Raw genomic sequence first — 21,336 nt, 5'->3', positions numbered from 1 at the left:
ACTGCTGTATCGTAAGGTGTGAATGAAGCCGAAGGGGCGGAGCGCCCCTGAAAATGTTCCCGTATTAAGCGGCGGACTATCTGAAGATAGCGTCGCTTTTTATATAAACCGATGCTAAACTTTAGCAAAATTATTTGTAGAAACATCAATTATATTGGCCGTCAAAGTCAGGAGGGAAATACCACTGCCTGCCAGAGGATAAATTTCTAAAGAAATTGTATTTTTCTCCGCAAAACAAGGAGAAAAATTTCTCTGCTCGTTATAGGACAAATTTCTAAAGAAATGGCATTTTGCTTCGCAAAACAAGGAGAAATAGGACATGGAAGACAAAAACAGTAACAATATGTTGAAAAAAACAATAGCGGAAGAAAGGCTGAAAGCGGTTCCCTTTTTTGAAGATGCACCCTGCTATCCGGTGGAAGAGCTGGTCCGGATGTGGCGTTTGGGACGGCAGCTTGAAGCGGAAACAGACAATAAAACCTGTATGGCACAGCTTCAGGAATTTTGCATGCTCAGGGATTCTCTTCAGAAAAAAGAAAATGCACCGCAAAGGATTTATCTGTGGCCGGACGGCAGGATGCCGGTTATGACGGAATACGAGGATAATTCAGACTGCAGATATAACCATAATCCGGACTTCAGGCCGTATCTCTATGAAATGCTGCTGCCGGAGGGCAAGGAGCCAAAGGGCGCTGTTGTAGTTTGTGCCGGCGGGGATCATGGAGATTGTGTCCTGAGTGAAGGATACCAGACCTGCCTGGATTTCAATGAGATGGGGTATCACAGTTTTCTTCTGCTGAACCGTACTAACAGGCGTCCCTGGACAGGGCAGGAATGTGGTGCGGATGTTGCAAGGGCAATCCGCATGATCAGGGCATCTGCCGGGCGCTATGGAATCAGGGAAAACCAGGTGGCCTTTGCGGGCTTTTCCAACGGCGGCCTGACCGGGGAAGCCTGTATCCGGTATTATTCCGGAACACAGAGAACGATGGATCATTTTCCGGATTACATGGAAGATGAACTGGACAGATACTATGGGGCGCCGGACGCTTTTCTGTGTATTTATGGTCCGCGTTATAAGGGGGCTGCATTTGATTATACAAATGTGGTGTATCCTCCCGTCTTTTTTGCTGTGGGAAGGGAAGATTCGGCGCTGGATAACCTGAACGCGGTTCTTCCGGATCTGCTGGCCCATGGCGTGGAAACGGAGGTACATACTTTTGCCGGCGTACCCCACGGGCAGGGCGGAATCACTATAGTGGGAGAGAAAACGTATCCTAATTTCCAGCTGTGGCTGCAGCTGGCGGATGTGTTTCTGCAGGATGTATTTCAAAGGCAGAGGCAAAAGTAAAACGAAGTAAAAGGACAGAGAAAGGATAGAAGGAATGCAATTAAACAGCAAGCTGAAATTATATTTGGGAACATCGGAATTTTATAAAAGGGTGGGAATCATAGCTGTTCCCATTGCCCTGCAGAGCCTGATCTCCATAGGGGTCAATATGATGGATACCGTAATGCTGGGGGCGTTGGGGGAGGTGGCGTTGTCGGCCTCGTCCCTGGCCAACCAGTTCATTAACATCTACCACGTATGCTGTATGGGAATCGGCATGGGGGCTTCGGTTATGGTGGCCAGGTTCTGGGGGATGCGGGATTCCCAATCGCTGAAACAGTCCATTACCATCATGCTCCGATTGTGCATTGTATTCGGCCTGCTGTTTATGGCGGCTACGATTCTGGCGCCAGGGGCATTAATGCGGATTTACACACCGGATCCGGACATTATCAGGGAAGGAATCCGCTATTTTAACTGGTCCGTGCCCACCTATCTTTTGCTGGGGCTGTCGCTTACCTGTACGATTGTGCTAAGAAGCGTGGGTCAGGCAAAAATACCGCTCATCTGCTCCAGCGTCAGTTTTATGGCGAACCTGTTTTTTAACTGGGTTTTCATTTTCGGCAACCTGGGGGCACCGCGCATGGAGGTAGCCGGGGCGGCGCTGGGAACACTCCTGGCAAGGATAATCGAGTTTACCGCAATCGCCGTGTATTTTTTCCTGCGGGATAAAAATATTGGCTATCGGGTAAAGGATCTGTTGATGGACTGCCATGGGCTGGTGCCGGAATATCTGAAAATCTGCATACCGGTATTGATAAGCGATTCCCTTCTGGCGCTGGGAAACAGCGCGATTGCCATGATAATGGGAAGAATCGGCGCGGCCTTTGTGTCGGCCAATTCCATCACTGCCGTCACCCAGCAGATGACTACGGTGCTGACGCAGGGGATCAGCCAGGCGGGCTGTATCATCACGGGGCATACCCTGGGAGAAGGAAAAAGAGAGCAGGCGCAGCGGGAAGGCTACACCTTCCTGATTTTCGGCGCGTTGCTGGGAGCGGCGGCCTGCCTGGTAATCCTGGCCATCAGCGGGCCTGTCATCGGCATGTATCATATCCAGGAGGAAACCCGTCAGATTGCGCAGCAGCTTATGGATTCAGTGGCTATTATCCTGATTTTCACCTCCGCCAACTCCATACTCACAAAAGGAGTGCTCCGCGGCGGCGGGGATACCAGATTCCTGATGTTTGCCGATATCCTGTTCCTCTGGCTGGCAAGCGTGCCCCTGGGGATTCTGGCGGGCCTGGTATGGAAGCTGCCTGCGTTCTGGATTTATTTTTTCATGAAAATTGATCAGATTATAAAATGTGTCTGGTGCGTTTATAGACTGCGCAGCGGGAAGTGGATCAAAGCGATAAAGAAAGTGGAGGAAAAATGAAATGAAAAAGAGAGAGCTGACAATTGCACATCATGGAAGAGACGTACATGGATATTTTTATGAGCCAGATACGAAGGAATATCCTCTTATTATTATGAGCCATGGATATAATGGGCATAAATCCGACTTTGATATTTCGGCGGAGTATTTTGCCAATAATGGTATCGGCGCGGTTTGCTATACCTTTTGCGGCGGGAGCGTGAGGGATGAAAGCGGCTTCCATACAACGGAAATGACATTATTTACAGAGGAAGAGGATCTGTGCGCGGTTTTGGACGAGGTTCTTACATGGGATCAGGTTAAAAAAGAAGAGATATTTTTGTTTGGAGGTAGCCAGGGAGGATTGATAAGCGCTATGGCTGCCGCGGACAGAAAAGATGATGTCAAAGGCCTGATTTTATTATTTCCTGCATTTTGTATTGCGGATAACTGGAATAGTCGTTTTAAAAGGGAAGATGATATTCCTTCCAAATTGGAGCTTTGGGGAATGGAACTGGGGAATAAGTTTTTCCGCACTTTGAGGGGATTTGACCTTCATACATACATCAGCCGGTTTGAGCGGCCAGTTTTGATTATGCATGGGGATCGGGACGAGGTTGTACCACTTTCCTATAGTGAATCGGCGGCGGAGGAATATGAGGAGGCAAAATTGGAGGTGTTTGCCGGGGAGATACATGGATTTACCGATAATGGGAACCGGCGGATGGAGGCCATGACGATGTATTTTATTCATGATCTTATCGGAAGAGAGTGAAGTATAATGATATATGGTGGTAAAATTAATGGGTTATGTAATTTATAGATGTATGTGATGAGAGTAGTTTCAGTATGAATATATGTGCGATAAAACTATATTTTACAAGTGATAGATGGGGAAGGATAGCTCCATAGATCAAAAGACTTACCTTGTTATAACATGGACGGAGGAAACGCGGGTTATCATTAGCCATTATTCTTTTAAAGATAAATTAACAAGGAGGGTATGACCGTTATCGCTCATTCCCTCCTTGTTGAGGCTGTCATTTTCCGACAGCTTCCTATATTTTCCTGTTTTTTACTCGGTTTTTAATATTCTGTCAAGGAATTCATAAATTTTGTGATAATAATCAGTCCCTTCAAAAAAACCGTGACCCTGCCCCGGAACCGTCACCAGTTCCACATCATTTCCAGCCTCTTTCATAGCTTCGTACAGTCTTTTGCTGTTATCGAAGGAGACCAGTCGATCTATATCTCCATGCATCAACAGAGTAGGAGGATTATTGCGGGTCGCATATACAATAGGGCTTGCCATTTCCCTGATCTTTCTGCGTTCCGCTTCATCTTCGTAAGCAAACAACTTGTCAAAGATTCTCTTTTCCTCCCCTTCTTTTTCTCTGAGATCCGTAGGGGCATACCACGGAATTACTGCCTGGATACAACTGGAAATACCGATATAATTGGAATCAGTAAATTCTTCGTCAGTGGTAAATGCCATCAGCTCAACCAAATGGCCTCCTGCAGATTCTCCCCAAGCCGCAATTCTAACCGGATCTACATGGAAAATTTTCGTATGTGCCCGAAGAAAACGTACTGCGGTCTTGCAGTCCTCAATTTGTGCAGGGAAACGCGCTTCCTGACTTAAACGATAGTCAATACTGGCAACTACATACCCCTTCTTCACCAGTTCTGCAATTTCGATAGAAGGTAGATATTTTCTGGTCAGATTTTCATCTGACCAACCGCCTCCGTGCACCCAAATCACTGTGGGCAGTAGATTAACTGTTCCGGCAGGATACATAATGTCCATCCGATATGCTTTTTGTCCGTGATGTACATACTCCACACCTTCCACGAATGTTATTTTTTCCTTCTCATAATCGATATTCGGAGGAATCACTACCTTTGCAAGGGGGACTTCATTAAGATTCATCGGTAATTCACCTTCCTTTATTCTTTGTTATTTTTTATTTTATCATACTCTGACTTTTTCTCCACGTATTTTTGATTTGCCCATTCAGTGAGCTGATCTGCACCCATATCCCTGGCTGTCTGCAGCATGTTCTGGTATCTTTTGCTGCACTCTTCTTCGCTGGGCGCTGTTATAATATTTGTGGATTCGTTCATATATAAATCTTTAAGATTATCCATGATAACCTGTTCATTGCTATCTGCGCCCATTCGCAGCATACCCAGTACCGGATTCACTTCGCATATTTCTTTCAGTGCAACGCGAGCTTTATAGGTATCCCCTTCATTCCCGACTCCAGGTAATACATTATTCTTACCATCATGGTACATCCATCCCCAGTACTTCATACCTGCTGCAGAATCAGGGCTTTCAAAATTATAATTCATAATAGGGTAGCTTTTATCCTCGGACCACTCCCAGTCTTTACCCTCTTCGCCCCAAAGCAGAAGACGTTGTCCCTCTTCGGACCATATCCATTTTACAAAGGCAAGAACCCTTTCAGGATCAGAACAGCTTTTTGGAATAAATAATCCTCTCCAACCTACATTCGTGCTAATCCAATGTGCTCCGGGTTGTGTTGTGGTCATATCTATAATCGTCTTACACCGGAAATCCAATCCAGCCTGTTCCAATTTTGCATTATCCATATCAGCCGTATTAGCATTACAGCTGTGTGCAAATAATTTTCCGCTTAGCATAAGCTCTTCGTCTTCAGTTCCGGTCCATGCGAAATTTTCATCTGTCATAAATCCTTTCCGGTACCAATCATTCATAATTTTATAATAATCCGCAAGATTAGGGTCCATAATGAAGGGAACAGCCTTTCCGTCAACATCCACAAAACCGTCTTCATTAACCGTAGCACCGGTCATAATCTTTATATAATCATTCGTAAAACTATAATTATAAGCAAATGGCACTATATCCGGATAATTATCCTTTACCTGCTGCAAAAGGTTTGTAAAATCATCCAAATTTTTCAGTTCGGGCGAACCAAGTTCTTCATATATATCCGTCCTGATTGCGACGCCTGCCTGCTCATATACCGATTTTTCCCATTCCTCCATAACTGAATCGGGAGAATAACCGGCCATAAGCGTATAAAGCTTTCCGTCATCAGCGGTATTTACAAAACGCATAACCGAATGAATATCAAGAGACGTTTGATATTTCTCTGCCAACTCGTCCAGTGTATAGCATATATTATTATCACATAATCTAGTAAATTTGCCGGAACACACCAGATCTCCCAAATCTCCGGATGCAATCATCATATTCAATTGGTTAACATCCGTAGGGACCGTAACTTCGAATTTAATACCGAATTTTTCGGTAACAATATCCGGAATTCTTCCGCTCCAATCTGTATATGGCCACCAGACTTCATCGCAAAATAGCTTCAGCGTTATAATTTCATCCTCTGAATAGCCGCCAGTACTATCAGAAGCTGCTGTGTCCGTTGTGTCGGATTCCGCCTTCTCCGCAGTACCGGTCTGCCCTGTCCCAGAACCGCAGCCTGCCATAACCAGCATGGATGCTGCAAGAATTGCTGCCAAGACCTTTTTCATACTTTTTCTTTTCATACCGTTCCTCCTTAAAATTGAATTTATATCATAAGCGTTTTGGGGCCGCCTATTCCTTCACTGCACCAATCATAATTCCCTGCACAAAATACTTCTGTAAAAAAGGGTATATCAATATTATCGGAAGCATGGATGCCACCATTGCAGATGCCTGCGTAGTCAGGGCTGTGGATGTATTTACAATAGAGCCTCCTGTAACTACCGTTCCCTGTGTCTGGTTGATTTCAGACAGCATCCGATAGGCAATGGTCCTTAGACCCTCTTGATTTACATAATAGGCGGAATCCAGCCAGGCGTTCCACTGATTGACCGCTGAAAACAAGGCTAAAGTAGCAATAAATGGTGTGGATACAGGCCTGATAATTCTAAAAAATACAGTAAATTCTGATGCTCCATCTAGTCGAGCTGATTCAATCAGGGATACCGGAATGGATTCAAAAAAATTGATTCCTATCAGAATAAAAAACAGATTCAGCATTGATGGTATGATATAAACCCATACTGTATTCAGTAAATGTAAATTCTTTAAATTAACATAATATGGTATCAGCCCGCCAGAAACGTACATAGCAAAAATGACCATAAATTTATAAATGTTTCCAAGTATTAATTCTTTTCTCGACAGCGCATAGGAAAGCAGGCATGTTGCCGATACTGTTATAAGTGTACCCAAAATAGTACGAAGAAAGGAGATTTCAAAGGCATTGATCCATTTTTCCTGTGCCAACAGATTCACGTAGTTCTGCAGCGTAAATTTTCTTGGAAATAGATAAATGCCACCTTTCATAAAATCATATCCGTCATTAAACGAAGCAATCATAATATAATAAAACGGATAAGCTATTATCAGGAGAATTACTATTAGCATCAGCCATATCACAGCATCAAAAATAACATTTTCCTTTGTGTATCTGTATTTACGTCCTATAACTTCTTTCTTTTTAGCAGTCATCAGAAAATCCCCTCCCCTGTAATCTTTTTCGCTCCCCAGTTACTTAGCAGGATTAGTAAAACAGAAATAAAAGATTGTAGAAGATCAACAGCTGTTGCATAGGCAAAACGCCCGTTGGATAAACCGGTATTAAATGCATATGTCTGTAAAATCTCCGAAGTGGAATTATTAAAGGTATTTCCAAATATATAGGCCTGCTCAAAATTAGAACCACCCATTCCTCCTCCAAGCAGACTTCCAATTGAGAGAATTAGTACAGTGACGGCCGCTGATTTGATTCCAGGTAGTGTAATATACCAGATTTTAGATAACCTTCCGGCTCCATCAATATCTGCTGCCTCATATAGTTGCGGATCGATCGAAGTAATAGATGCCAGAAATATGATTGCCCAATATCCAGAATTCTTCCAGACGGCCATAAAAACCGCGACACCTCTGAAACAGCCAGGCGCTGTGAGAAAAGGAATCGGTTCTTTTACAAGTCCAAGGCTTACAAGTGCCTGATTCAATATTCCCGTATTTGTGTTTAAAAATGCATTTGCTATTGTATAAAGCAATACCCATGAAATAAAATTTGGCAGGTAACTGACTGTTTGCACGATACTTTTAAACTTTTTATTTCTAACTTCATTTAATAGAATCGCTAAAAGAATCGGTGCCGGGAAGGTGAAAAGAAGCTTTAGCAGACTTAGTGCAAGTGTATTCCAGACAATATCCTTAAATCGATAGTAGGTAAACAACTCTTTAAACCATTTGAAGCCAACCCATTCGCTGGTGAATATACCAGATAACCCCATATTGATGGAATAATTTTTAAAAGCCATAATAATTCCGATTAACGGCATATAAGAAAAAAGAAATAGTACCAACATTCCTGCCACTGCTATTACCTGCAGTTGCCATTGCTTCTTTATTTTTGTGAAAAAAAATCCGATTTGTTGCCTCACTTTTTTCTCCCTCCTGAACCTTTTTTGCTTGGCGTTTATTTCTTGCGGATACATTTTAATTATAAAGAAGGAATATGAGGTGTAAAAGAGGAAAAAAAGAAGTATAACAAGGAAAAAAAGAAACTGTTTCTCTGGTATTCTTGCACACTTTATTTGTAGTAGGTATAATAAATCATAATAAAAATATAAGGTGAAAGCGGGAATAGGGGAATGATAACTGCGCTTTTAATTGATGATGAAGCATCCATACGTAATGGTCTGATAAAGCATATCCATTGGAAACAGCTAGGGATAGATAATATCACCGCACTTGATTCAGCGGAAAAGGCAATTGCCTTTCTGGAGGAAAATCACCCTGATTTAATTATTTCAGATATACGCCTGCCTCGAATGGACGGTATTCAACTGGCGTGGCTGATTCGTGAAAAAAATAAGAATAGCCACATTATTTTTATCAGCGCCTATTCCGACTTGGAGTATTACCGAAATGCAATAAAACTAAAAGTTGAGGACTATATTGAAAAACCGATTAATTTAGAAAAAATGGAGGAAACCATTCTCAAAGTTACTAAAAAAATTTTGTCAGAAGATAAAAAGAAAAAAGAAGAAGCACTGGTACAGGATCTTATGGGACTGCACCATATACACATTAATACTCGTGTTATTTCAAACCTGATAAAAGGTGTCTGGGACGAAGCTGTCATGGAAAAGTTGAACCGGGAAAAGTCATGGATATTTCCGGATGACAGTTTTATCTGTATGCTTCTTAAACCGCCTTCAGAAGCGAATGAAGTGCGGCAACTTGATATTGTTCGCAAAACAGAAAAATTTTTTCGAGAGCTCCGTTATCTGTATACGAAAAGAAGCAACCAGACCTATATATACCTGTTTGCTTTTACCAAAGAAGAGTTTCTCACTAAAGTATATTCTGCATTCCGCCGCTTTCGGTCAGAATTTACTGAAGGCAGAATTAACGGATATGATGTCTTCATTTCGGTTAGCCCTAAAGCGGACAACTTTCGGGAAATTCCTTCTGTGTATATGCAGGCCGTATGCCAGCTACAGCAGTTTTTTTTCCTGGGATATCACCATTTTGTTACAGTTACTTCTTTGGAACCCAAAGTACTTAATATGGATAGGATACGAATCAATGATTTTCGACAGTCAATTATAATAAAAGATCAAGAACAGACCATAGCTATTTCTGAAGAATTGTTTTGCTATATGAAAATGCAGATAGATACACTTCCAGATATTATTAAAAATATTTATTTTGAGTTGAATGTATTCCTTCTTCAGAAAATGGAAAATAATTTTTCCATGCAGGAAATTGGAAATCCATCAAATTATTCCTGGATAAAATTTAACAGTTTTGAAACAATCAATGACTGCCATTCCTATTTATTGGAGAACATATATGCATATTATAATCGGGAAGAAGAGGCTTTTCATGACAATCAGAATGTCAGCAAAGTCGTAAAGTTCATCCGATCAAATCTCACTAACAGTATGCTTTCCATTAAGGATATTGCGGATGCTGCCGGGCTGACGCCTCAATATATGACAATTATTTTCAAAAAAAGAACAGGAATTACCGTAGGTCAATACCTGAAAAACTGCAGACTTTCTTATTCAGAGGAGTTGCTAAGAAATACAGATCTTTCTCTGAACGAAATAGCTGCACGCTCCGGATACACGGATGAAAATTACTGGTCAAAGGTTTTTCGTAAACATTATGATACAACTCCTTCCGAATACAGAAAGCGACTGCAATCATGAAAACAGATTATTATCACAAAAGTATTATACGAACTAAGCTTCTCAGGAAATTTCTTGCGGCCTGTGTAATTTGTTTGCTCCTCAGTGGAATACTCATTTGTTTTTTTGTAGGAAAAATTGTTTATACTGTGATACAGGATATGGCAACCTCTGAGTTTACACAGATACAGACTTCTGTAGAAAATTATGTTTCCGAGTGCTACTATGCTTCTTACATGATACAGAATTCAAAAAATGTCATTGAATCCATGCAGACAAAAGCCGATTATGCACCGGAGCAATATTATGCCAAAAGAGGGGTGGAAGCGCAGATTAACGTAATGTCCCAGCTTCTCTCTCTTTATCCTATAACCATCTATCTTGATGAAAAAACATTATATCGTGATAACATATTATTCCGTTCATTGGATGAACTTGAAAAATATGACAGCTTCCAGAATTTCAGAAACGATGATTCCTCCTACATATGGCTTCCGCCGGAACAGCAGCGTTCTCCATATCTGAATCATGTCACCACTGTTGTCCCCTTTTTACGAAAAATCGGTGATAACAGAACCCCGGTTGCGTACCAGAAGGTTAGTATCAGCATGGATGAAATCGGAGACTTGATGTCCGTTCTTCCTAATGGAAACAGACAGTTGATTTTATATTCTGTGCTCCATGATACAGTACTTGTTACAAAATCCTCCGATGAAACTATTCCGCTGATGAAAATAAATAAGGACACTTTGTCACAGATAGGTAATCTATTGGAGCAGGAAAACTGGGGAAAGCTTTCATCAAAAAACGGTTTGTACCTCTCCTTTGCCCGACCCGTTAAGGGTACCGATTGGATTATGATAATGGCAATTTCGTCTTCCTACCTCTGGTCTATATTGCTCAGTATTCTATTTATATGGTTACTTATGTTTCTGATTCTGGTTTTGAGCTATCGTTATTTTGAGAAGCAATATACAAATCAGATGCTTCGCAAAATCTACTTGTTGGAGGAGAATATGAATAATCTGCTCCATGAAGAATTTACCCAAATCGAATATACGGATAAAGAACACGATGAACTGGATTATTTAATCTGTTATTACAACAGTATACTACAAAAATTTCAAACGCTTTTTTATAACAAAATTCGTGATGAACAGGAGAAAAGAAGACTTGAATTGAGCCTGATACAGGAACAGATTAATCCTCATTTTTTATATAACACTTTGGATTTAATTAAATGGAAAGCCATTGATGCGGATGCTCCTGTGATCAGTGATATTATATTTAAGCTCTCCGATTTTTATAAGCTCAGCCTGAACAATGGACGGGAATTCGTAACAATATCGGAAGAAATAAGGCATGTTACCGATTATGTGCAGTTGCAGAATTATCGCTTTGAAACAGATATTCAGTTGATTGTAGAAATGCCGGACGAACTTCTGGAATATAAAATTCCCAAAATCACACTGCAGCCTCTTGTAGAAAATTCTATTCAGCATGGTTTTATTGTGAAAGAAGATAAAAATGACTGTTTCATAGAATTGTATGGTTGGCGGGAGGGAGAGGATATTACACTTTTGATAAAGGATAATGGTGCAGGCATTCCCCAGGAGCAGTTGGAACATATTCTTTCTTCGAATGAAAGCTCATATACGCATGGCTATGGAATTCGAAATATCCATGAACGGATACAGCTATACTGTGGAGAGGACTATGGCCTTTCCTACGAAAGCAGGCTTCTGGAAGGCACTAGTGTAACCGTCCGTCTGCATGCTTTTCAAAACGGGGATATGTAGGATTATGTAGAATGGTAACTACTACATTTTCGGGTTTAGGCAATTATGGAAAAGACGAAAAAGCATTCATACCGATGGCGAGGCTGCTATGAATGTGCTGTCGCCAGTCTGAGAGGAAAGGGTGAAAGACAGGACAAGGCAGGCAGATGCCCGGTACCCTGCATCACACCACAAAAACCAAATAATTAATACATGACATCATGTAGCAAGATGCCCGGATTCAAAGACAGGGGCATCTGCCCTCTCAGGAATCCGGCCGCGGTGTGCCTGACGTACCTTCGCCCTGTATTCGGCGAGCAAAGCCGGGAGCTCACCCCATTCTTCCAAATGGGCATTGGAGGTAAGCTTTTCTTCCTGCAGATGGGCCTGGATTACAAGATTATAGTATAACTGGGTATCCACATGCTCAGAATGGCATACTTTTGTCAGCAATTCTGTTATGCCCTTATACTTTTTCATCAGCTGCCTGGTTGCCATGGCACGCGTATAAGGAAAGAGCAGGCAGTTGATTACATATGCAGCGGCAATCCCCGCCACTATATATCCGATACGGATAAGAAAAATATTTCCAACCGCCTGAAAATCAAAAGCGCTCATAAACACCGCGCCGCCCAGCGCGCCGATAGTAGAGCAAGCAAAGGTTTCCGTATAATCCGTAAAATAAAAAGAAAGATAACCGGATAACATCATAACTGCAGTGCGTCCTGCGGAGGAAGGGATAAATGTGTAAATAACGACTGATAGCAGTCCTCCAATCACTGTAGCAAGGAATCTTTTTTTCATTTTCACGGGAACATCATCCGCGTAGGGAAGTGATACGGATGCCAGAGTAAACAAAAGCCATTTTCCATGCGGAAGTGCAAGAAGCTGCACCAATAATGTGGCGCAGGATAAAAGCAGTGCGATCCGCAGCGCATAGACTGCCCTCACCGGGCTTAAATCCAGCGCTGCCTGGAGCCGTACTTTAAGTGAAAGGGCTGTTTTTCTGTAGTGTGTCCGGCTCTGGGGCTCAGTCATATGAAGAAGGCGGTCCCGGATATAAACAAAGCTGTTATAAAGAAGCCGGGCAGTCTTATCATCTTTTAATTCATAAAACAAAGAAGTCTCCAGAGAAGGGAGAACATGGCCTTCCTGCTGAAGAAAAATACGCATCTGGTTCAGCAGCCTGACAATTTCTGAAAGAAATATTTTATCCTGTCCGGATAATGTTTCAGGAAACTCCTGTATCAGGATCATCAGATGCTCTAATCCGCGTCCTGCGTCTATCATGGAAAAACCGGCATCGGAAACACATAAGGTTTTTTTCCTCCGCTCATAGACTGTCCGGCTTAAACGGCATAATTTGTGCCGCATGGCGGAAAGATCCGCCTTCTGCGGATTTCCGGCTGTCCGCTGTGATATATACTGACAAATATCATCAATCATTTCTGTTAAGACATCCCTGGCAGTTTCCTGCACACGTTTTCTTCCCATAACCCATTGATAGAGCATAATTGATACGGCGCCAGCGAGCATTCCGAGTATTCTCATGGGAAGCTGCCCGGCGTGTACAGGCGAAATAAAGATGAGGAACAGGTATGACAGAATATAAGGAAAATATATGTGATTGGAATATTCATAAGTAAAAGCATATAGAATCAACAGCAGCGTAAAAAAATTAATAAGAAAGGAAAATAAGGCGGGGAGGGTGGTGACCAGAAAGGCAGCGATACCCATCCATACCAATACTGCTGACTGGAGGAACAGATGCTTTACCGGAGTGGCCGTAAGGTCACGTACCATTGATGCGGACATCATAATAGTGAAAATGACAGCTACTATAGAGTTTTCAGGCCCGAATATCAGGGGGAAAATATTTACATAGGCAATAATAAAAATGAAACTCAAAGTACTGTGGCGGAAATTGCTTCGAATTCTTTCTGAGATTCCTGACAGTTTCATAATTACAGCATCTCCTTTATAATGGGTTTATTTATGGAAGTGTGATTGACTTTTCGTCTTTTTAAAAGTAGAATAGAGAAAAATTGTAACATTTCTAAAAAAGTCATATTTTGTTTACTAATTTCTTAGAATATCACTACGGAATTCTTTTGTCAACATGGAGCGAAGAGAATGGAAACGGAGTAGAGGGAATGGAAACAGAAAAAACTGCGGAAAAATTTGTACAGAATCTGCTTTTGGTCATGCCGGTTTGGAATTCCAAACTGGTCCGGCCGTTTAAAGACAGCCTGAATGGAGAAATGAGCCTGGAAACCTATTATTGCCTGGAAACCTTAAAGTCTCTGGGAGTGGTTACGATGACAGAACTGGCGCAGCATTTGAAGGTTCCGAAGCAGCAGGTGACGAAACTGGTTGATAATCTGTATCAATACCAGTTTGTAGAACGGGCACATGTGGAAGATGACCGGAGAAGGATATCGATTCGCCTGACTGCGAAAGCGGTTGACTATCTTGATGAGTATTACCTTAAGAATACGGCATTTATCCGGATGCTGGAAGAAAAGCTTACGGAGGAAGAGCTTCTAAGCCTTAACGATGCTATATTGACGCTGAAACAAATATTGCCCGAGCTGAAGTAGAAAGGGTACGGGAAGGTGAAAGAAACAGTGAAAAAAATTGCGCTGGTAAAAACCAATTTGTTTGTATGTACCGTAATTATTCTGGGTTTTGCAGTCACCTCGCTGATTAGCTATCACTCCAATCAGGGGTTATTTAAGCAGGAAACGGAAAATGTATCCAATTTGACTGCCGAGGGAATTTATCATAAGATTGAATCCATTTTTACAAAGCCTGTCAGTATTTCGCTTACCATGGCAAATGACAGCCTTCTGAAACAGTTTTTGTCGGAAGAAGCTGAGCGGAAGGACGAGAAGGAGTATATTGCAATCCTGCAGAACTATCTTCGCACATATAAAGATAAATATGGTTATGACTCTGCCTTTCTGGTATCAGCCGAAACAAACCGGTATTATAATTTTAATGGTGTTGACAGGGTCCTTTTCCCGGACAATCCGGAAAATGAATGGTATTTCAGCCGGCTGGATTCAAATCAGGAGTATTACCTTAATATAGACAATGATGAGGTCGCTACGGCGGATAATGACATCACAGTCTTTATCAACTGTAAAATCAGGGATGAACAGGGAAAAGTTATGGGTGTGGTAGGCGTGGGCTTCCGCGTCAATTACATCCAGTCCATTTTCAGGGACTACGAAGAACGGTATCACATAAAGGCATTTCTTGTGGATGATGACGGGACGATTGAGATTTCCACATCCCAAACAGGATATGAAAAGACAGAATTGTTTTCGGACATCGGCTATGCGCAGCTGAAAGAGCAGGTGCTTGAGGGAAAGGAGGAAATCCATACCTTCTGGTATTCCGGCGGAGGAAAGAAGGGCTATCTGGTGACACAGTATATTCCGGCGCTGAGCTGGCACCTGATTGTGGAGCGGGACACGACTGTGGAACAAAAAGAGATTCAGCAGGAAATCTGTATAGGCGCCTTCATTGTTATCCTGGTAATCATTCTTGTTCTATATACTATTAACAAAATAATACACAGGTACAATAATGAAGTTGTCAGGCTGGCGATAGAGAAGGAGAAGAAGCACAGCGGTGTATTCCAGCTGGAAACAGAGAAAATATATGAAAATATTTATGAAGTGGATCTTACTCATAACCGTGTGGCAAGCGAAGCTACGGAACAATATTTCAAAAGCCTTGGCGTTCCGGAGGATACGCCTTTTGATAAGGCGCTGTATATTATTGCTGAAAAGCAGATTAAGGAGGAATACAGAAAAGGCTATATTAATACCTTCAGCCCGAAAAATATATTAAAAGCATACGAGGAAGGAAAGGAAAGCCTGTGCTATGATTTTATGATATCCAATGATGGAGGCCAGTCTTATTACTGGATGCGCATTACGGCACGGATTTTTTACTGGGATGAGGATAAATCTGTCCGGATGTTTGTCTACAGGCAGAATGTGGATGAGGAGAAAAAGTATGCAAAACAGCTGATGGAAAAAATGGAACTGGATTCTCTTACGGGACTGTATAATAAGGCGGCCACGCAATATCATATACAGCACGCATTAGAGGAAGCGCCTGACAGGATATATGCCTTTTTTATCATAGATATTGATAATTTTAAACAGGTAAATGATAACTGCGGTCATGCATTCGGCGACCTGGTAATTTCAGGATTTGCTAATATTTTAAGAAGGCAGTTCCGCAGCGGGGACATTGTGGGGCGTATTGGCGGAGATGAATTCGTGGCATTTATAACTGTTCCGTCAAGGGAATGGGCGACAGACAAGGCACGGAGCCTTATTCAGGAGCTGCATCATGAATTTTCCGATCAGTCAGCCAGATGGAAGACTTCAGCCAGCATAGGAGTCGCATTTGCGCCGGAAGACGGGAAGATATTCGATGTCCTTTACCAGAACTCTGATAAGGCGCTGTACCATGCGAAGGAAAAAGGGAAAGATGGGTTTGCGCTTTTTGGTGATAAATAAGTGACTGGAGTGGAAAATAGCGATTGACAAAGTTAAGCAGATTAACTAACATAATAGTTAATCTGCTTAATTATTTTTCCCCGTATACCCGTGGAATTGCGCAGCCCCAGGACTGGCGGTGGCAGACTCAATTTTCCATGCGCTTTTGCGCCGGGGATATGCTTATTTGGGCAGACAGAAGGAAGCATGTTTGAATGCCCCTTTCAAAGGAACAAAAAATTGATTCAATACCGCAGGCTGTCCTGCGGTAAGCAGGGGGATAAAAATGGCAGGAACGAAAATAGATGCGGCAGAAACGGTTTCCCTGTTCTGCAGGCTGAACCTGAATGGGAAAAAAGAATTGCCGGTGAGATCCAGCGAGATGGGGCTTCTGATTCTGCTTGTGACAAGCAAAGAGAAGATTACACCGAAAGCGGCAGCCGATTTTTTTGGAGTCAGCAAACCGATGGTTGCTTCTATGGTAAAATCCCTGACGCTTGGTGGATATATCCGCAAAGAGGCAATAGAACAGGACAAAAGGAAATATATATTGATCCCGGAAGCAAAGGCGGTGTCACTTGTAGAAGCAACGCGCAGTGAATATGTACATACGATGACGCTTCTTGAAAATGGTATGGGCAAACAGGAATTTAGTGAGCTGATGCGGCTGCTGGAAAAGGCAAATGCTGTATTGCAGCTTGAGAGAAAGGGGAACAATGAGTAAAATATTAGTTACAGGAGCAACAGGCAATGTAGGAAAATATGTGACGGAATACCTGCTGGAGCAGGATCAGAGCGTAAAAGCGGCCGGTATGCATGAAGAGAAGGCCAGAGCCTTGTTTGGCAGCGGTGCGGAATACTGCAGATTTGATTTTGGAAAGCCGGAGACCTTTGAAAACGCGCTGCAGGATGTGGATCGCGTTTTTATAATGCGTCCTCCGCAGATGGGAAACCCGGAGGATTTCCGCCCGTTTATTGAGGTAATGAAGAAGCAGAATAACATAAAGCTGGTGGTATTCCTGTCATTGATCGGCATTGAGAAAAATCCCGCGCCGCCTCACCATAAAATAGAGAAAATGCTGCGGGAATCAGGAATCCCATGGTGTTTCGTCAGGCCCAGTTTTTTTATGCAGAACCTGAGCGGAATCCATGCCTTTGAAATAAAGCATTTCAACAGGATTGTCATACCTGCAGGAAAAGCGCTTACGAGCTTTGTAGATGCGAAGGACATCGGTGAAATGTCGGCAAGGATATTGGTTGAACCGGCTGGCCATAGGAATAAGGCCTATGATCTCACCGGCCCTGAGGCATTGTCGTACAAAGAAGCTGCGGAAATCATGAGCAGGGAACTGAAAAAAGAAATTGCCTATACAGGTATATCTGTGCGTGCAGCCTTCAGCTATTGGACAAAAGTACGGGGACTGGAAAAAGACTATGCAATGGTTATGTGCATGCTTTATCTGATGACCCGGATGGGGACTGCCAGGACGGTGTCGGAGGATTTTGAAAAGGTGATGGGGAAAAAGCCGGGAAGTTTCCGGGATTTTGTAAGAGCGAACCGGGATGTATGGTAAAATGGTAAACAGACCCGGAGACAGAGAAAAGCTTTAAACATAATAAAAGATATGGGGGATTATTTATGTCTGAAATTACAGTCTCAGAAAGTAAAGATTATTTTATTAAGGACGGAAAGCCCTTCTTTTATCTGGCCGACACGATTTGGATGGCATTCTCCAAACTGAGTGAAAGTGAATGGAGGGATTACCTGCATTACAGGAAGGTACAGGGCTTTAATGTTGTCCAGGTAAGCCTTTTCCCTCTGGATCATGACAACAGTGCGGATGAGAATGAATTGTTGCCGTTTATGAAAAATGAAGATGGAACTCCTGATTATTATGTGCGGAATGATGCTTATTTTAATAAAGTGGAAAAGATGATAGCTGTTGCAGCGGAATATGGGATTACAGTTGCACTTCACCTGGTTTGGGCGCACCATATTCCCGACAGCTGGGCGTCAAAGGGGCATGAGGAGCGGGTGATACCTGAAGCACAGCTTTATCCGATATACAGCTACGCAGTGGAACGGGTGAAAAAATATCATCCTGTTTATGCGATATCGGGAGATGTGCGTTTTGAAAACCAGGCTGTCACCGATTACTGCATGAAGGTGTTAAAAATTGTCAATGAGCTGGATAATGGGGCGCTGACGACTCTGCATATTGCACCCGGGGAGCAGCCGGATGACAGTCTGATTTATAATCCCGCCCTTAAATTTTATTCCTACCAGTCCGGCCACAGCTTTTTAGATCAGGATAATCCGGAAAAATTTTCTGCCCAGTTTTTGAAGCAGCTGGTGAAACGTCCGATAGTCAATACCGAGCCTTCCTATGAAGGGCATAAAGACGGATTTCGGGAAGGGCGATTCAGGGCGGAGGATGTGCGGAGGATGGCGTGGAGCAGCCTGATGACTGGCGCAAAAGCAGGAATTACTTATGGCGCTCATGGGATCTGGTCCTGCCACAGAAGAGAGAATTTTTTCAATAATGCCTCTTTTTCCGGCATTCCCTATGATTTCGGAACGGCGCTCCGATTTCCCGGCGCATGGGATTTTTCCTTTGCAAAGGCTATCTTCGAAGATGCAAAGTTATATGATATACAACCGGCGCAGGAACTGCTGGAAAATCCCATTCCGGGCTGCTATTGCTGTAAGGCGGAGGATAAGCTGGCTGTTTATCTTCCCTATAACAGCGAGGTTATTTTGAAAAAGAATGTCAGTAAGTGGCATGGCAGGATGATTATTTTGGAGGACCATAATGTCGGAGTTCCGGTATATTATGAGAGGGATGGGAAAACAATCATATCCGTACATGATTTTAACAGTGATGTTTTATACGTGTTTAGCAGGAACTGAGCATAAAGCTCAGTTCCGTTTTGATTTTAAGGGACAGGCAGGCCTGGCTGAAGCCGATATGCTCCGTCATGGATTCTGCGGCCGGATGTATATTGATATCTTAATCGGATAAAATCCGACAGGAGGGAATGAATTGATTTATATTCTGTAAAGGCAGTATAAAAACTGTGATTTATGGATTGTACTGATTTTATACTTTTGCCTTCAATCCTGATGTTTTATGATAAGACTGAACGGAAAATGAAGTTAAAAGGAGATTGCTATGAAGGAGTTTATGCTAGGCGTTAATTATTGGGCCTCCCATGCTGGTACTGATATGTGGCGGGATTGGAACGAAGATATCGTGGAAAAGGATCTGAAGCTGCTTGCGGATAATGGGCTGGATGTTTTGCGCGTATTTCCCAACTGGAGGGATTTTCAGCCTGTGAAGCCTGTGCTGGGCGGCGGCCACAGTATGCGGGAGTATCGGATGGAAAATGATCAGTATCCAGGGAATCCCTGTTATCTGGATGAGGTGATGCTGGAACGGTTTGAACGGTTTTGCCGGATTGCTGATAAAAACGGACTGAAGCTGATTGTTGGACTGATTACCGGGTGGATGAGCGGAAGATTGTTTGTTCCGGCGGCTTTATATGAAAAAAATATTTTTACAGATCCCACTGCGCTGTTTTTCCAGCAGCTTTTTATCAAAGGCTTTGTAGGACGGATGAAGGGACAGAAGGCAGTCTGTGCGTGGGATCTTGGAAATGAATGCAACTGTATGGATCAGGCGCATAAGCGTGAGGAGGCATATAGCTGGTCGTCTGTCATCGTAAATGCGATTAAGAGCTGTGATCAGACCAGGCCTGTTATTTCCGGCATGCACTCGCTGGAACTGGAAGGTGTCTGGAATATTCAGGATCAGGGGGAGCTGACGGATATTCTCACCACCCACCCTTATCCGTTTTGGGTGGAGCATTGTCAGCGTACGCCGTTAAACAGCTTCAGAACCTTGATGCATGCAACCGCACAGACGCAATATTATGCTTCTGTCGGCAGGAAGCCCTGTCTGGTGGAAGAACTGGGGAGTATGGGGCCTATGATTTGTGAGGAAGAAACTGCGGCAGATTTCCTGAAGGTGAATTTATGGTCCAACTGGGCCAATGGTTCGCCGGGTGTGCTGTGGTGGTGTGCCTTTGATCAGACGCAGCTGACAGCGCCGCCCTACGACTGGAACATGTGTGAAAGAGAATTGGGTATGGTGGACGTAAACAGGCAGCCCAAGCCATCCCTGCTGTGCATGAGGGAATTTAAAAAGCAGATGGATTCCCTGGAGCTTGAGCTTCCGGAAAAGCAAACGGATGGCGTCTGCATTTTAAGCAGGGGACAGGCTCACTGGGGGATTGCCTATATGAGCTATATCCTGGCAGTACAGGCGGGGCTGACACTGGATTTTGCATACTGTGAGCAGGAGCTGCCGGAGGCCGGGATGTATTTTCTCCCTTCCATCTGTATGGATGTGATGAGTAAAAAAAGCTATTTTGATTTAAAAAAGAAAGTTTATGACGGCGCTTCACTGTACATTTCCATGAAGGACGGTTTTCTCACAGAGTTCAGGGAATTTACCGGATTGAAGGTGATAACCGCTGAAAAGTCCTCCAGACAGGGAACCTTCTGGTGGGAGGAGTCCAGCTTTGCTTACCGGAAACCGTATCATATCAGGCTTGCAGCAGAGCGGGCGGAGGTTTTGGCAGAGGATGACGAGGGCAATCCCATATTCAGCGTGGCTTCTTATGGGGCAGGCAAAGTATATTTTTTGAATTTCCCGATGGAAGAGATGCTTTTAGAAGAGGAAAACGGCCTGGAAGCTCCCTGTTATCATTTTTATGAGAAAGCGGCGGAAGCGGTTCTTGGAAAAAGGAAAATCAGGAAAACAAATCCCTATGTTGGTATGACCCTGCATCAGGGAACGGATAACACCTATGCAGTGTTGGTGAATTATTCGGCAGAAATACAGGATGCGGGAATCCTTTGCCCGGGTTCCGAAAAGACAATAAGCTGCCTTTTCGGAAATGTGGAGCAAATAGAGCCTTTCGGCGCCGCAATCATCCGTTTTTAACGCGGTGCGGGAAGTTTTATCCGGCCGTATTCAGCCTCTGTTATTTCCGCGGGCAACGAGCCAAACGGATGCA

The 21,336-nt window shown here is 43.1% G+C and carries 17 protein-coding genes; 12 read left to right on the top strand and 5 right to left on the bottom strand.

Annotated features, from left to right (window positions below; translation table 11 throughout):
* Positions 1-319 precede the first annotated feature (319 nt).
* The 3 genes from DXC51_RS23790 to DXC51_RS23780 are packed head-to-tail and all read left to right on the top strand — an operon-like array spanning position 320 to position 3,522.
* Complete coding sequence (locus tag DXC51_RS23790) at positions 320-1,351, top strand: alpha/beta hydrolase (protein ID WP_117545540.1); 1,032 nt, start codon at positions 320-322, stop codon at positions 1,349-1,351.
* A gap of 34 nt (positions 1,352-1,385) precedes the next feature.
* A complete protein-coding gene (locus tag DXC51_RS23785; RefSeq protein WP_117545539.1) occupies positions 1,386-2,768 on the top strand; it encodes an MATE family efflux transporter in 1,383 nt (460 codons plus the stop codon).
* 1 nt (position 2,769) lies between these two features.
* The gene (locus DXC51_RS23780; protein ID WP_117545538.1) at positions 2,770-3,522 is read left to right on the top strand and encodes an alpha/beta hydrolase family protein; all 753 of its coding nucleotides are present in this window, start codon (positions 2,770-2,772) and stop codon (positions 3,520-3,522) included.
* Positions 3,523-3,822: 300 nt separating this feature from the next.
* Here DXC51_RS23780 and DXC51_RS23775 read toward each other — a convergent pair whose 3' ends face one another.
* From DXC51_RS23775 to DXC51_RS23760, 4 genes are read right to left on the bottom strand one after another with little or no spacing between them, the layout of a single operon-like run.
* A complete protein-coding gene (locus tag DXC51_RS23775) occupies positions 3,823-4,677 on the bottom strand; it encodes an alpha/beta hydrolase (protein WP_117545537.1) in 855 nt (284 codons plus the stop codon).
* Between the two features lie 17 nt (positions 4,678-4,694).
* Positions 4,695-6,299 (bottom strand): type 2 periplasmic-binding domain-containing protein, encoded by a 1,605-nt coding sequence (locus DXC51_RS23770; protein ID WP_117545536.1) that lies wholly within the window; start codon positions 6,297-6,299, stop codon positions 4,695-4,697.
* A 49-nt stretch (positions 6,300-6,348) separates the two neighbouring features.
* Positions 6,349-7,251, bottom strand: a complete 903-nt coding sequence (locus tag DXC51_RS23765) for a carbohydrate ABC transporter permease (RefSeq protein ID WP_117545535.1) — start codon at positions 7,249-7,251, stop codon at positions 6,349-6,351.
* Positions 7,251-8,198 (bottom strand): ABC transporter permease, encoded by a 948-nt coding sequence (locus DXC51_RS23760; RefSeq protein WP_243003261.1) that lies wholly within the window; start codon positions 8,196-8,198, stop codon positions 7,251-7,253. The genes DXC51_RS23765 and DXC51_RS23760 overlap by 1 nt, the downstream gene beginning before the upstream one ends.
* A gap of 210 nt (positions 8,199-8,408) precedes the next feature.
* On the opposite strand from DXC51_RS23760, the gene DXC51_RS23755 reads away from it, so the two are divergent.
* Together DXC51_RS23755 and DXC51_RS23750 are read left to right on the top strand one after the other, a co-directional pair.
* A complete protein-coding gene (locus tag DXC51_RS23755) occupies positions 8,409-9,977 on the top strand; it encodes a response regulator transcription factor (RefSeq protein WP_117545533.1) in 1,569 nt (522 codons plus the stop codon).
* Positions 9,978-10,105: 128 nt separating this feature from the next.
* Complete coding sequence (locus DXC51_RS23750) at positions 10,106-11,755, top strand: sensor histidine kinase (RefSeq protein ID WP_181970179.1); 1,650 nt, start codon at positions 10,106-10,108, stop codon at positions 11,753-11,755.
* 198 nt (positions 11,756-11,953) lie between these two features.
* Here the strand turns inward: DXC51_RS23750 and DXC51_RS23745 are convergent, their stop codons facing one another.
* Positions 11,954-13,285 (bottom strand): FUSC family protein, encoded by a 1,332-nt coding sequence (locus DXC51_RS23745; RefSeq protein ID WP_330413873.1) that lies wholly within the window; start codon positions 13,283-13,285, stop codon positions 11,954-11,956.
* A gap of 157 nt (positions 13,286-13,442) precedes the next feature.
* Here DXC51_RS23745 and DXC51_RS30855 point away from each other — a divergent pair, with 157 nt between their 5' ends.
* The 7 genes from DXC51_RS30855 to DXC51_RS23715 all read left to right on the top strand — a co-directional run bounded on the left by DXC51_RS30855 (position 13,443) and on the right by DXC51_RS23715 (position 21,263).
* Entirely contained in the window at positions 13,443-13,619 is a 177-nt protein-coding gene (locus DXC51_RS30855; RefSeq protein WP_320912530.1) for a hypothetical protein, read from the top strand.
* A 268-nt stretch (positions 13,620-13,887) separates the two neighbouring features.
* Positions 13,888-14,334: a MarR family winged helix-turn-helix transcriptional regulator gene (locus DXC51_RS23740; protein WP_025489155.1), complete on the top strand. Its 447-nt coding sequence runs from the start codon at positions 13,888-13,890 to the stop codon at positions 14,332-14,334.
* A gap of 27 nt (positions 14,335-14,361) precedes the next feature.
* Positions 14,362-16,275, top strand: coding sequence for a sensor domain-containing diguanylate cyclase (locus tag DXC51_RS23735; RefSeq protein ID WP_117545530.1), 1,914 nt, complete (start codon positions 14,362-14,364; stop codon positions 16,273-16,275).
* 265 nt (positions 16,276-16,540) lie between these two features.
* A complete protein-coding gene (locus DXC51_RS23730; RefSeq protein ID WP_102289441.1) occupies positions 16,541-16,978 on the top strand; it encodes a MarR family winged helix-turn-helix transcriptional regulator in 438 nt (145 codons plus the stop codon).
* The gene (locus DXC51_RS23725) at positions 16,971-17,828 is read left to right on the top strand and encodes an SDR family oxidoreductase (protein ID WP_117545529.1); all 858 of its coding nucleotides are present in this window, start codon (positions 16,971-16,973) and stop codon (positions 17,826-17,828) included. Before DXC51_RS23730 ends, DXC51_RS23725 begins: the two co-directional genes overlap by 8 nt.
* 65 nt (positions 17,829-17,893) lie before the next feature.
* Positions 17,894-19,165 carry a glycoside hydrolase family 140 protein gene (locus DXC51_RS23720; protein WP_117545528.1) on the top strand — a complete coding sequence of 424 codons (1,272 nt, stop codon included), beginning with the start codon at positions 17,894-17,896 and terminating at the stop codon, positions 19,163-19,165.
* Between the two features lie 262 nt (positions 19,166-19,427).
* On the top strand, positions 19,428-21,263 hold the full coding sequence (locus DXC51_RS23715) for a glycoside hydrolase 5 family protein (RefSeq protein WP_117545527.1): 1,836 nt from the start codon (positions 19,428-19,430) through the stop codon (positions 21,261-21,263).
* Positions 21,264-21,336 lie beyond the last annotated feature (73 nt).

This window comes from Eisenbergiella massiliensis (assembly GCF_003435485.1).
This window is presented reverse-complemented; position numbering and strand designations above follow the sequence as displayed.

Excerpts from the sequence above, each read along its gene's own strand:
- DXC51_RS23765 (WP_117545535.1), bottom strand. The coding sequence starts at position 7,251 with ATGACTGCTAAAAAGAAAGAAGTTATAGGACGTAAATACAGATACACA.
- DXC51_RS23780 (WP_117545538.1), top strand. The coding sequence starts at position 2,770 with ATGAAAAAGAGAGAGCTGACAATTGCACATCATGGAAGAGACGTACAT.
- DXC51_RS23740 (WP_025489155.1), top strand. The coding sequence starts at position 13,888 with ATGGAAACAGAAAAAACTGCGGAAAAATTTGTACAGAATCTGCTTTTG.
- DXC51_RS23790 (WP_117545540.1), top strand. The coding sequence starts at position 320 with ATGGAAGACAAAAACAGTAACAATATGTTGAAAAAAACAATAGCGGAA.
- DXC51_RS23755 (WP_117545533.1), top strand. The coding sequence starts at position 8,409 with ATGATAACTGCGCTTTTAATTGATGATGAAGCATCCATACGTAATGGT.
- DXC51_RS23785 (WP_117545539.1), top strand. The coding sequence starts at position 1,386 with ATGCAATTAAACAGCAAGCTGAAATTATATTTGGGAACATCGGAATTT.
- DXC51_RS23770 (WP_117545536.1), bottom strand. The coding sequence starts at position 6,299 with ATGAAAAGAAAAAGTATGAAAAAGGTCTTGGCAGCAATTCTTGCAGCA.
- DXC51_RS23775 (WP_117545537.1), bottom strand. The coding sequence starts at position 4,677 with ATGAATCTTAATGAAGTCCCCCTTGCAAAGGTAGTGATTCCTCCGAAT.
- DXC51_RS23715 (WP_117545527.1), top strand. The coding sequence starts at position 19,428 with ATGAAGGAGTTTATGCTAGGCGTTAATTATTGGGCCTCCCATGCTGGT.
- DXC51_RS23745 (WP_330413873.1), bottom strand. The coding sequence starts at position 13,285 with ATGAGAATACTCGGAATGCTCGCTGGCGCCGTATCAATTATGCTCTAT.
- DXC51_RS23730 (WP_102289441.1), top strand. The coding sequence starts at position 16,541 with ATGGCAGGAACGAAAATAGATGCGGCAGAAACGGTTTCCCTGTTCTGC.
- DXC51_RS23725 (WP_117545529.1), top strand. The coding sequence starts at position 16,971 with ATGAGTAAAATATTAGTTACAGGAGCAACAGGCAATGTAGGAAAATAT.
- DXC51_RS23720 (WP_117545528.1), top strand. The coding sequence starts at position 17,894 with ATGTCTGAAATTACAGTCTCAGAAAGTAAAGATTATTTTATTAAGGAC.